This is a genomic window from Paraburkholderia sp. BL10I2N1 (genome assembly GCF_004361815.1).
Classification (GTDB): domain Bacteria; phylum Pseudomonadota; class Gammaproteobacteria; order Burkholderiales; family Burkholderiaceae; genus Paraburkholderia.
Genome location: NZ_SNWA01000002.1, coordinates 2,953,805 through 2,966,150, shown reverse-complemented (window position 1 = coordinate 2,966,150; position 12,346 = coordinate 2,953,805). Strand labels below are relative to the sequence as shown.

General features: G+C 64.6%; 10 protein-coding genes. 2 read left to right on the top strand and 8 right to left on the bottom strand.

The window, feature by feature from the left end; genetic code table 11:
- Positions 1–366: 366 nt before the first annotated feature.
- Entirely contained in the window at positions 367–2,295 is a 1,929-nt protein-coding gene (locus tag B0G77_RS35735) for a sigma-54-dependent Fis family transcriptional regulator (RefSeq protein ID WP_133666469.1), read from the top strand.
- Positions 2,296–2,304: 9 nt separating this feature from the next.
- Here the strand turns inward: B0G77_RS35735 and B0G77_RS35730 are convergent, their stop codons facing one another.
- The gene (locus B0G77_RS35730; RefSeq protein WP_133666468.1) at positions 2,305–2,988 is read right to left on the bottom strand and encodes a transcriptional regulator; all 684 of its coding nucleotides are present in this window, start codon (positions 2,986–2,988) and stop codon (positions 2,305–2,307) included.
- A 115-nt stretch (positions 2,989–3,103) separates the two neighbouring features.
- Between B0G77_RS35730 and B0G77_RS35725 the strand changes: the two genes are divergently transcribed.
- The gene (locus B0G77_RS35725) at positions 3,104–4,450 is read left to right on the top strand and encodes an amino acid permease (RefSeq protein WP_133666467.1); all 1,347 of its coding nucleotides are present in this window, start codon (positions 3,104–3,106) and stop codon (positions 4,448–4,450) included.
- Between the two features lie 16 nt (positions 4,451–4,466).
- Here the strand turns inward: B0G77_RS35725 and pcaF are convergent, their stop codons facing one another.
- From pcaF to ltnD, 7 genes are all read right to left on the bottom strand, one after another.
- Positions 4,467–5,669 carry a 3-oxoadipyl-CoA thiolase gene (gene pcaF, locus B0G77_RS35720; RefSeq protein ID WP_133666466.1) on the bottom strand — a complete coding sequence of 401 codons (1,203 nt, stop codon included), beginning with the start codon at positions 5,667–5,669 and terminating at the stop codon, positions 4,467–4,469.
- Between the two features lie 405 nt (positions 5,670–6,074).
- Complete coding sequence (gene denD / locus B0G77_RS35715) at positions 6,075–7,061, bottom strand: D-erythronate dehydrogenase (RefSeq protein WP_133666465.1); 987 nt, start codon at positions 7,059–7,061, stop codon at positions 6,075–6,077.
- A gap of 19 nt (positions 7,062–7,080) precedes the next feature.
- The gene (gene otnI, locus B0G77_RS35710; protein WP_133666464.1) at positions 7,081–7,866 is read right to left on the bottom strand and encodes a 2-oxo-tetronate isomerase; all 786 of its coding nucleotides are present in this window, start codon (positions 7,864–7,866) and stop codon (positions 7,081–7,083) included.
- 97 nt (positions 7,867–7,963) lie between these two features.
- Positions 7,964–9,295, bottom strand: a complete 1,332-nt coding sequence (locus B0G77_RS35705) for an MFS transporter (protein ID WP_133666463.1) — start codon at positions 9,293–9,295, stop codon at positions 7,964–7,966.
- Positions 9,296–9,435: 140 nt separating this feature from the next.
- Positions 9,436–10,089: an aldolase gene (locus B0G77_RS35700; RefSeq protein WP_208116542.1), complete on the bottom strand. Its 654-nt coding sequence runs from the start codon at positions 10,087–10,089 to the stop codon at positions 9,436–9,438.
- Entirely contained in the window at positions 10,089–11,408 is a 1,320-nt protein-coding gene (gene otnK, locus B0G77_RS35695; protein ID WP_133666461.1) for a 3-oxo-tetronate kinase, read from the bottom strand. Before otnK ends, B0G77_RS35700 begins: the two co-directional genes overlap by 1 nt.
- Before the next feature lie 19 nt (positions 11,409–11,427).
- Positions 11,428–12,318, bottom strand: coding sequence for an L-threonate dehydrogenase (gene ltnD / locus B0G77_RS35690; protein ID WP_133666460.1), 891 nt, complete (start codon positions 12,316–12,318; stop codon positions 11,428–11,430).
- Positions 12,319–12,346 lie beyond the last annotated feature (28 nt).

Genomic DNA, 12,346 nt, shown 5'->3' with positions numbered 1-12,346 from the left:
GATAATGGAGACACCGCAAAGAGTGTGCCAAAACCTCTGAGGTCTGCTGCGAGCAATTAAAGCTCCGTATTTAAAGGGCTTCCCGAGAGCGAACAACGGTCGGGACCTCGCAACAATCTGTCGCGCGATCTCGCATGCTGCATCGCATCCGCATGCCTGGCGATGCAACGCGCTGCGACACATTGTCCGGAGAGACAGCGCGAATCCCTACGGGGCAAGCCTCCCCGCACCGCTGAGACTGCCTCGCCCAACCCTGAGACAAACGTCTCACGTGTGTTGCGTGCTGCATTGCAATGTGATTGGGTCTGTGAGTTGTGCTACAAGGACGTACCTGATCCCCTAGGTGTCGCTCGACTGGAGTCGACCATGCCTTACGTCCCGCAAAGCCAGCACGTCGATCGTGTACGCGGCGCCATCGAAGGTCGCTTGCCCGCCCCCGCCGGTTCGACACGCCTCGTATCGTCGTGGCAGCGCTCGTTCGAAACCTACCGGCTCGACCCAGGCTCGGTGATTGGCCCACGCGTGCTGACGTCGTCCGAGCTGCGCGAAATTCAGGGCAAGGAAGAAGCCTTTTTGCGGGCGTCGGGGCAATGTTTGTCGCGCCTGCACGACATGATCCGCGTCGCAGACTACTGCGTGATGTTGACCGACGCCCACGGCGTCACGATCGATTACCGGATCGATCGCGACCGGCGCAGTCACTTCAAACACGCTGGTCTCTATATCGGCTCGTGCTGGTCGGAGCGCGAAGAAGGCACCTGCGGCGTGGCGAACGTGCTGACGGACCTCGCGCCGATCACGGTGCACAAGAGCGATCATTTTCGCGCCGCGTTTACGACGCTCACGTGCAGCGCGGCACCCATTTTCGCGCCGACAGGCGAGCTGATCGGCGTACTCGATGCGTCCGCGGTGCAGTCGCCCGACAATCGCGACAGTCAGCGCCTGGTGTTTCAACTGGTGCGACAAAGCGCCGGTTTGATCGAGGACGGCTACTTTCTGAACCAGACCACGCAGCACTGGATCCTCTTCGGCCATGCGAGCCGCAACTTCGTCGAGGCGCAGCCGGAAATCCTGATCGCGTTCGATGAATGCGGCAACATCGTCGCGACCAACCGCAAGGCGAACGAATGCATCCCCGGCCTGGGCGGCCCGCGCCACATCGAAGAGATCTTCGATACGTCCGATGTGCACCTGCACGACATCGCACGCACCGACACGATCGTAGGACTCCGCTTGCGAGCCAACGGCGCAACGCTGTATGCGCGCATCCGCGCGCCGATGCGGCGCACGGCCCGTGCAGCGTCAAACGCTCCTCCACGCGAAACACAGGGCGACAGCCATCTCGGCGCGATCGGCCGCTTTCTGCGCAGCGCCGATCCACGGATCGCGCACAACGCGGAGGTGGCGCTTCGCATCGCCGGAAAACGGCTGCCTGTCCTGATCCTCGGCGAAACGGGCGTCGGAAAAGAAGTGTTTGCGCGGGCGATTCATGACGCCGGTGTGCGGCGGGCCCGTCCCTTCATCGCGGTGAATTGCGGCGCGATTCCCGAGCCACTGATCGAAAGCGAACTGTTTGGCTATGCGCCCGGTGCGTTCACGGGCGCACGCAGCCGCGGCGCACGCGGCAAGATCGTACAGGCGCACGGTGGCACCCTGTTTCTCGATGAAATCGGCGATATGCCGCTCAGTTTGCAGACACGTCTGTTGCGCGTGCTGGCCGAAGGAGAAGTGCTTCCCCTTGGCGGCGACGCTCCAGTACGGGTCGACATCGACGTGATCTGCGCCACGCACCGCAGTCTCACGCAGATGGTGGACGACGGCACGTTTCGCGAAGACCTGTATTACCGCCTGAGTGGCGCGACGCTCTCCATGCCGCCACTACGCGAACGCGCGGACATCCACGATGTGATCGCCATCGTGTTCGATGAAGAAGCCCAGGGCGCGGGCCACGTGCTGACGCTCGACGCGCGTCTCGCGGAGCGGCTCTGTGCATTCGCGTGGCCGGGAAATATCCGCCAGTTGCGCAACGTGCTGCGATACGCGTGTGCGGTCTGCGATTCGACGCGAGTCGAGTTGCGGCATGTGTCGCCGGACGTGGCAGCGCAACTGGTGCCGGATGCCGCTCGCGAGTTGCCGTTGCAATCAGGCGAAGCCGATGAGCGGGCGCGCATTGTCGAAGCGCTCACGCAAAACCATTGGCGACCCAATGCGGCCGCGCAGGCGCTGGGCATTTCGCGGGCGACGTTGTATCGGCGGATCGCCAGGCTGGAGATCGTCGGTCCGCATCGGCGCTGACTTCTCCGGTCACGGTGCATTGAGCGCCACCACACGCTCAGCAAGTTGTCGCACCCGCTCGCGCAACTCCGGCGGCTCCAGCACCTGCACGTGCTCCCCAAGCGACAGCAATTGCTCGCCCGCGTAAACGAGACCTTCGACGGGAATCGTGACCTCCTGCCAGCCATCGTCCGAAAACGGCCCGCGACGCGCCTGCTCGAGCGCGACAGCGCCGAGCCGATGCAACCGCTTCATGCCCTCCGGCGACAGACTCAGCTTTGCGACACCCTTCAGCAGGCCCTTCTCGAACGCGGCCACCGCCGACGACCATTGCGCCCGCAGATCGAACGAAGCGGGACGCTCGAACACCTCATCGAGCACAGTCAGATGCGTGATGCTGGCCACCTTGTAAATACGCGTTTGCGTGCGTACGCGCGCGATGAGATACCAGTCGCCTGCCTTGAGCACGAGACCGAGCGGCTCGCGCCTGCGATCACCGCCGGTGCCCCAGCTTGCGTAGCGCATCGTGATGCGCTTCTGTTCCCACACCGCACTCGCGAGGCGCGGCAGCAAGGGCGCCGGCTCGGGCCGCTGGTCGATGTCGCGATACACGGTGCGCATGGACACTTCGAACTCTTCGGCGAGCGCCTGCGCCGTCACGCGGCCTTTCACCTGCAACAGAAGCAGCATCGACACCAGCCGGCTGGTCCGCATCCGTCACCTCGTCCGGAAGAAATCCTGACATGGGTTGTCAGTTATTGGCGATTATAACGATCCTGTGAGCAGCGCCGCTTTCCGCGCCGTTGTGCTCCTCGACGGGATCGTACACATGAATTCACCTTCCGCAGTTCATCACGGCGCCGGTCATCTGACCGTCGTACAGGGCGCAGCGCTGTATGTCGGAGCCGTGCTTGGCACCGGTGTCATTGCGCTGCCAGCGCTCGCCGCCGAGGCCGCCGGACCCGCGTCTCTGCTGGCGTGGCTCGGGCTCGTGCTGCTGTCGATACCGCTTGCGGCAACGTTCGCCGCCCTGGGTGCGCGCTTTCCCGACGCTGGCGGCGTGTCCACCTATGTGCGCAACGCATTCGGGCCGCGCGCCGCTGCGGTGGTCGGCTGGTGCTTCTATTTCGCGGTGCCGGTCGGGTCGCCGGCCGCGGCGATGTTTGGTGGCGCTTATGCGGCGGCGGCATTCGGCGGTGGCCAGCAAACGGTGATCATCACGGCTGCTGCGCTAGTGCTGACCGTGACAGCCGCCAATCTGTTCGGTTTGCAGGTGTCGGGACGGCTGCAGCTTGTGCTGGCTGCGCTGCTTGTCGCGCTGCTGCTCGCCGCCGTGGCCGTATCGGTGCCGCATGCGCACGTGACCAACCTGCATCCGTTCGCGCCGCATGGCTGGCTTGCTATCTGGCCCGCCGCGGCGCTCCTCGTCTGGAGCTTCGCGGGTTGGGAAGCGATTACACATCTGGCCGGCGAGTTTCGTCATCCGCAGCGCGACCTTCCGCTTGCGGCCGGTATAGCGGTGGTGATCGTGGGGATGCTGTACCTGGGGATCGCTGGAGCCAGCGTGCTGGTGCTCGGGCCAGCGGCGGGCACGTCCAGCGCGCCGCTGGCGGAACTGCTGGCGCTCGGCATCGGCGGCAAGGTTCAGGTGCTGGCCGCCGCGGCGGCCCTGTTGCTGACGCTTGGCACGATGAACGCCTATTACGCTGGGGCAGCCAAACTGGGCGCAGCGTTGGGTCGTGACGGCGCGCTGCCTGCGTGGCTTGCGCACGGCAGCCGCGCGGGCGATGTGCCGCGGCGCAGTCTGGCCGTCGTCGCGGGACTGTCCGCGCTGGCGCTGTTGGCCGTGACGATCGCGGGAGTCGGTCCGCGGCCGCTGGTGCTTCTGACAACCGGTTCATTCGTCACGGTCTATGCACTCGGGACCGCGTCCGCCGTTCGGCTGCTTCCGCGCGGTAGCTGGGCGCACTGGTGCGCGCTGATTGCGCTCATCGCCGTCGCGGCGCTGTGTCTGGCGACGGGCTGGTATTTGTTGTGGCCGCTGGCAATCACAGGCTGCGCGTTGTTCTATCTTCAGATGCGCGGACGGGTTGTCGCTGTCGACAGAGATGCAAAGAACGCGGCCGCTCAAAGCGGCGAAAAAAAACGCCGCAAAAGCGGCGTTTCCGAAGCGTAGGTTACCGGGCGGAAAATCAGACCCGCTCAATAGCGATCGCAATCCCCTGCCCGACACCGATGCACATCGTGCACAACGCGAAGCGGCCCTTCGTGCGCTGCAGTTGATACATCGCGGTCGTCACGAGACGCGCGCCGCTCATGCCAAGCGGATGGCCGAGTGCAATCGCGCCGCCGTTCGGGTTCACACGTGCATCGTCGTCCGCCACGCCGAGCATGCGCAGCACCGCCAGCCCCTGCGATGCAAAGGCTTCATTCAGTTCGATCACATCGAACTGGTCGATCGTCATGTTCAGACGCGCGAGCAGCTTTTGCGTTGCCGGCGCCGGCCCGATGCCCATCACACGCGGCGCAACACCTGCCGTCGCGATACCCAGCACGCGCGCGCGCGGCGTCAGGCCGAAGCGCTTTGCAGTGTCTTCATTGGCGAGCAGCAAGGCGGCGGCGCCGTCGTTCACGCCCGAGGCATTGCCAGCCGTCACCGAGCCGTCCGGGCGCACGACGCCCTTCAGCTTGGCCAGCGTTTCGAGGCTCGTTTCACGCGGATGCTCGTCCTGCGAAACGATCAGCGGATCGCCCTTTTTCTGCGCCACCGACACCGATACGATTTCCTCCGCGAGCGTGCCGTCGCGCTGTGCACGCGCGGCTTTCTGCTGGCTGCGCAGTGCGAAGGCGTCCTGATCCGCGCGGCTGACCTCGTAGTCTTGCGCGACGTTTTCGCCGGTTTCCGGCATCGAATCGACACCGTATTGCTGCTTCATCAACTTGTTGACGAAGCGCCAGCCGATCGTGGTGTCATAGATTGCAGCCTCGCGCGAGAACGCACTCGTAGCCTTGCCCATCACGAACGGGGCGCGGCTCATGCTTTCGACGCCCCCTGCCAGCATCAGTGCCGCTTCGCCCGATTTGATCGCGCGCGCGGCAATACCGACCGCGTCCATGCCCGAGCCGCACAGGCGGTTGACCGTCGAGCCGGGCACGCCCTGCGGCAGACCCGCCAGCAGCAGCGACATGCGCGCGACGTTACGGTTGTCTTCACCGGCCTGATTCGCGCAGCCGTAGATCACATCGTCAATCGCGGACCAGTCGACATCCTTGTTGCGCTCCATCAGCGCCTTGAGCGGCACCGCGCCCAGGTCATCGGCGCGCACGGACGACAGCGAACCCGCATAGCGGCCGATCGGGGTGCGAATTGCGTCGCACAGGAAAGCTTCAGTCATGTGATGTCTCCAGTTTGTGGGCTGCGCCGCCTCGTCTTGCCGGCCGCCAGCCTGAGCGCGAAATCTGCCCGCCGGGGCATCCTTCACGACGAGCGGACGAACATTCCGTCAAGCCCCGCCGCGCTGCGGCAGTGGGACCCACGCCGCTCAGCGCGGGATTGGAACGGTTGAAATCGACAGGGCCAATTTGTTCTATATACGAACAATAGGTCATATATCGAACAATTAGCCACGATGATAGGCGGGGCCCGGAAAGTGTGTCAAGCAGCGCGGCGATGGAAACAGGGTATACGCCCAGTAGGAAACGTGGGGGCACAAATGCAGCGGACGCAAGCGCTTTTATTCGCGTCTGCGCCCGCAGGCAGGCCGCGGGCCGCGGCCTAGGCCAGAGAGAGCGAAGAATCGTCAGCGGGATTCGAAGCGGGGATTTTCGTCTTCGATGTAGCTTCGAATGACGTCTGCAAACGTGCGGTCGCCGGAAAGACCCAGTTGCACCGCACGCGACGTATCCCACTGTCCCGGCCAACTGCCGACAATCTTCTCGACACGCGGATCGGCTTTCCATTCTATCCGCTTGACCGCCTCGTCGCCCGCCACCTCGCGCAACGCGTCGATCATCTCGTCGACGCTGACGGAAATGCCGGGCAGATTGAGCGTACGGTGATTGCCGAGCGTTTCGGCGGCAATCTCGCAACCTGCAATCAGCGACTCGATCGCCTTGCGCGGCGACAGCAGCCACAGACGTGTGCTGCCCGCGACTGGGCACATCGCCGTTTCGCCATTCAGCGGCTCGCGAATGATTCCGCTCGCGAACGACGATGCCGCCGCATTCGGTTTGCCCGGCCGCACGCTAATGGTGGGCAACCGCAGCACGCGGCCATCGACGAAACCACGTCGCGCGTAATCGTTCAGCAGCAATTCGGCAATCGCTTTCTGCGCGCCGTAGGAGGATTGCGGATTCACCGCCGTGTCGTCCTGCACGACGTCAGGCAGATCGCCGCCATAAACCGCCACGGAACTCGTAAACACGACGCGCGGCCTGTGTCCACGCATCCGACACACGTCGAGCAGCAGCCGCGATGCATCTAGATTGATCCGCATGCCAAGATCGAAATCCGCCTCCGCCTGACCGCTGACGATCGCCGCAAGGTGGAAGATCGCTGCCGTTTCTGTATCGATCAGCCGCTCCAGCACGGCACGATCCGCGATATCGCCTACTTCGATGCGCACCCGGCTATCGCCTGTATCGGGAGCGGGCACGACGTCGAGCAGCACCAGTTCCGTGACAGGCCGCGGCCGCCCATCCTGCCCGTTGAGTTCGCCGCGTGCGAGCAGTTCGCGTGCAAGGCGCTGGCCGAGAAACCCCGCGCCGCCGGTAATCAGTACTTTCATGGTGTCAGGTATCCGGGAGTCAGACGTTGTGCAGCCAGGGCTTGAGCCAGCCGAGCCCAGCCGATGTTCCGGCGCGCGGCCGGTATTCGCAGCCAATCCAGCCGTCGTAGCCGAGCGAGTCGATCAGTTCGAACAGGTATGGGTAGTTCAGTTCGCCGATATCCGGTTCGTGCCGCTCGGGAACGCCCGCGATCTGGATGTGACCGATGCGCGGCATGTCGCGCTTCAGCTTTACTGCCAGATCGCCTTCGACGATCTGGCAGTGATAGCAGTCGAACTGCACCTGCAGGTTCGGCGCACCGACTTCCGCGCAGATCGCCTGTGCATCGTCCTGTCGATTCAGGAAAAAGCCGGGGATGTCGCGGGTATTGATCGGCTCGATCACGATCGTGATGCCGTCGGCCTGCGCAGCCTTCGCTGCATAGGCGAGATTCTGCAGATAGATCTCCCGGTGACGCTCGCGCGACTCATCGGGCGCGATCAGCCCGGCCATCACGTGCAGCTTGCGATTGCCGAGCACGCGCGCATAACCGAGCGCGGTGTCGACGCTGCGGCGGAACTCGTCTTCGCGGCCCGGCAATGAGGCAATGCCCCGCTCGCCCGCTGCCCAGTCGCCCGGAGGCGCATTGAAGAGCGCCTGCGTCAGCTGATGTTCGTCGAGCCGCGCCTTCAGGACCGCAGCGGGAAAGTCGTAAGGGAACAGGAACTCGACGGCCTTGAAACCGTCTCGCGCCGCGGCGCCGAAGCGGTCGAGGAACGCGTGTTCGTTGTACATCATCGTCAGGTTGGCAGCGAAGCGCGGCATCGAAGTGACTCCTTGATCGGTTGTGACGCCGGAAGCGCTGCGCCACCGGCGTGCATGTCATCGCGTGACCCGTGTGACAGGCGTGTCTAGCGGTTGTCTAGCGGTTGACGAGTTTTGCCGGCGTCATGAACACGGCGATGGCGCCGATCACGAGCATGCCGGCCAGCACGTACATGCCGGTCTGCGTGCTGTGCGTAAGGTCCTTCAGGTAGCCGATCATATACGGGCTGGCAAACCCGGCGAGGTTGCCGATCGAATTGATGATCGCGATCCCTGCGGCTGCCGTTGCGCCCGACATGAACGCCGTCGGCAGCGACCAGAAGAGCGGCGCGCAGGTCAGCACGCCAGCCGCGGCGAGCGACAGGAACACGATCGACACCACCGTATTGCTCGCGAACGATGCCGCGATCGTGAAGCCGATCGCACCGGACAACGCGGGCACGATCAGATGCCAGCGACGCTCGCGCCGCTTGTCCGCGCTATGCCCCATCACGTTCATCACGACGATCGCAACCAGGAAAGGAATCGCGCTCAGGAGACCGATATTGAACGCCCCCGCCACGCCGGTCGACTTGACGAGCGTCGGCATCCAGAAGGTCAGCCCGTACTGGCCCGTCACGAAAGCGAAGTAGATCAGCGACATCCACCACGTGCGCGGATCGCGAAACACCGCGCCAAGCGAATGCGACTTCACATGCTCCTGTGGCTGCGCGGCGATCTCGTCGGCCAGCAGTTTCTTTTCGGGGGCGGTCAGCCACTTTGCACCGGCGATGCCGTTGTCGAGATAGAGGATCGTCGCGATCCCGATAGCGATCGCCGGAATGGCCTCGATCAGGAACATCCATTGCCAGCCGGCAAATCCGTGGCCGCCGTGGAACGTCTGCATGATCCAGCCCGACAGCGGATTGCCGAAGATGCCCGATACCGGGATCGCAGACATGAAGACCGCGATGATCTTCGCGCGCCGGTGCGACGGAAACCAGTACGTCAGATAGAGAATCACGCCGGGATAGAAGCCGGCTTCGGCAAGCCCGAGCAGGAATCGCAGCGCATAAAACTGCCCCGGCGTCTTCACGAACACGAAGAGCGCCGACAGGATGCCCCACGTGATCATGATCCGCGCAATCCAGATACGCGCGCCGAGCTTGTGCATCAGGATGTTGCTCGGCAACTCGAACAGGAAGTATCCGAGAAAGAAAATCCCCGCGCCGAGACCGAACACCGTTTCGCTGAACGAGAGATCCTGCGACATCTGCAGCTTCGCGAAGCCGACGTTGACACGGTCGAGATACGCGACGACATAGCACAGCATCAGGAACGGGACGATGCGCCAGAACACCTTGCTGTAGGTGCGCTCGATGTCGGCGGCTTCGGGTTGTCGGGCGGCCTGCGTGGCGGGGCGGACAGAGGCCGCCTGATACGAAGTCATGAATCGTCTCCTTCAGATAGGTCGCCGTCGACGATCCGCCCGCTGGCGGTCATCCGGCTTTGCTTGCAAGCGGTCGATGCGGTGATGCGGCATTGCGTGGCGCCACGGGTGTCACCCCGATGCCGCCGTCCGCTGGCGGATTACCAGCGCGCGCCAAAAACCGTGCGCAGTTCTTCGAGCGACGCTTCGTCGAGCGGTTCGGGGCGCGGGCTCGACATCAGCCACAGCCGCGCGGTTTCCTCGAGTTCTTCGAGTGCATACGACGCCTGCGATACCGACCGCTCCCACACCACCGGACCGAGCCGCTCCAGCAGGACGCCCCGAACCTTGTCCGCGAGCGCTGCGATTTGTTCGGCGACCTCCGGGTCGCCGGGACGGCGGTAGCGGATCAGCGGCACGTGGCCCACCTTCATCACGTAGTACGGCGTAATCGGCGGCAGCACGTCGGTTTCGCTCCAGACACCTGCGAGCGTCAGCGCAACCAGATGAGTCGAATGCGTATGCACGATGCCGCGCGTATCGGCATTGCGCGCATAGATACCGCGATGCAGTGCCCATGTCTTCGACGGCCGCCCGCCGGAGATGGCATTACCGTCCAGGTCGACGCGCGCGATATCGGCGGGGTCGAGGCGGCCGAGGCACGCTTCGGTGGGCGTAATCAGCCAGCCATCGTCGAGGCGCGCGCTGATGTTGCCCGCGCTGCCCACCGTATAGCCGCGCGCATACAGGCTCGCGCCCACGACGCAGATCTCTTCGCGAATCTTCGCGTCGCTGCTTGTGTGGATCGCCACCATCACGCGTCTCCGTCGAGATGACGCAGCGCCTTCACAAAGAAGTCGGTCGCGCCGAAGTTGCCCGATTTGAGCGCGAGCGCGAGTGGCTCTGCATCGATGGTCGCGGTAGCTGGCACACCCGGATCGATTTGCGCGCCGATGCGCAGCGTTCGCACGCCGAGCGCCTGCACGACCGCGCCCGATGTCTCGCCACCCGCTACGACGAACTTGCGCACGCCGAGTTCGCGCAGTCCGCTGGCAATCCGTGCCAACGTGCGTTCGACGAGGTGCCCGGCTTCCGCGACGCCGAGTTCAAGCTGCACGCCCTTGACCTCCTCGGGTGTCGCCGTTGCATAGATCAGCACAGGCTGCGGCGTAGCCGCGCCGAAGTGCTCGCGCGCGAAGGCCAGCGCCTGCTCGACCACGGGCTCGCCGCGCACCGCTGCAAGCGGATCGACGCGAAACGCTGGCCGCGTTTCGCGCCATGCGGCGACCTGGGCATTCGTTGCCCTGGATGCGCTGCCGGCGAGGACCACTGAGCGCCCCGCCACACGCGGCAAATGGCTCGCGTCCGCCGTTCCGGCTAACAGTTGCGCGCGACGGAAGTTCGCTGGCAAGCCAAGCGCGATGCCCGATCCGCCGGTCACGAGCGGCAAGTCGGCACAGGCCTCGCCCAGCGTGTAGAGATCAGCGTCCGACAACGCATCGGCGATCGCCACGCGCACGCCATCGCGCTGCAACGCGGCCATCGCGTCACGCGTGGCTGGCATGCCCTTCGCCACGGCGTCATGACGCACGAGGCCGACTTTCGAGGCCGTCTGCCGCTGCAGCACACGCACCAGATTCGCATCCGTCATCGGCGTGAGTGGGTGGTTCTCCATGCCGGATTCATTTAGCAGCGTATCGCCGACGAACAGGTGGCCTCGATAGATCGTGCGCCCGTTTTCCGGGAAGGCAGGACAGACGATCGTAAAGCCACGCTCGCCTTTCGCTGCACCGTCCGACAGCGCATCGAGCAACGCATCGATCACGGGCCCGATGTTGCCGGCGTCGGTCGAATCGAAGGTCGAGCAATACTTGAAGAAGAACTGACGGCACCCTTGCGCGCGCAACCAGTCGAGCGCGGCGAGCGATTGCGCGACGGCGTCCGCGGCCGGGATCGTGCGCGACTTCAGCGCGACCACCAGAGCATCGGCATCGAGACGCTCATGTGAATCGGGCACGCCAATGGTCTGCACGGTGCGCATGTCGCCGCGCACCAGCATGTTCGCGAGATCGGTGGCGCCAGTGAAATCGTCGGCGATGCAGCCGAGCAAAGGCTTCTGTGTGGAACCTGTCATAGCGGTCGGACTCCAGCGGTCATTGCGGCGCCGGCACGTCGATGCCCGGGAAAATCTTGATGACCGCGGAGTCGTCCTCGCCGCCATGTCCGGCGGTCGACGCCATCATGAACATCTGGTGCGCCGCCGCCGACAGCGGCAACGGAAATTTCGTCGCGCGTGCGGTATCGAGGACAAGCCCGAGATCCTTGACGAAGATATCGACGGCGGACAGCGGCGTGTAGTCGCCCTTCAGGATGTGCGGCACGCGGTCCTCGAACATCCACGAATTGCCAGCGCTGTGCGTGATGACGTCATACAGCGCGTCCGGGTCGACGCCTTCGCGCAGGCCGAGCGCCATCGCTTCGGCGGCCGCGGCGATATGCACCCCCGCGAGCAGCTGATTGATGATCTTCACCTTCGAGCCGGCGCCGTGTGCTGGGCCCAGCCGGTACACCTTGCCCGCGATCGCCGCCAGCACGTCTTCAGCGCCTTCGTAAGCGGCGGCTGGGCCGGACGTCATCATTGTCATTTCACCCGACGCCGCGCGCGCCGCGCCACCCGATACCGGTGCGTCCAGCATCTGCAGCCCTGCCGCCTCGACGCGCCGGCCGAGTCGGACCGCGAATTCGGGAGACACCGTCGCGCTGGCGATCACCACACCGCCTGGCTTCATCGCGGCAACCGCGCCCTGCGGACCAAACAACACGGATTCGGTCTGCGCGGCATTGACGACGAGCGTGATGACCACATCGCACTGCGCGCCCAGTTCCGCCGGATTCGCACACGCGATGCCGCCTTCCACCGCGAACGCCTGCAGCACTTCGCTGCGCACATCGCTGGCGTGAACGCGCAGACCCGCACGCAACAGCGAGCGCGCGACGCCCAGCCCCATGGCGCCCAGACCGACGACTCCGATATTTCTCGACATACCCTGCCCCTGGAAAAAAGCGCTGCTC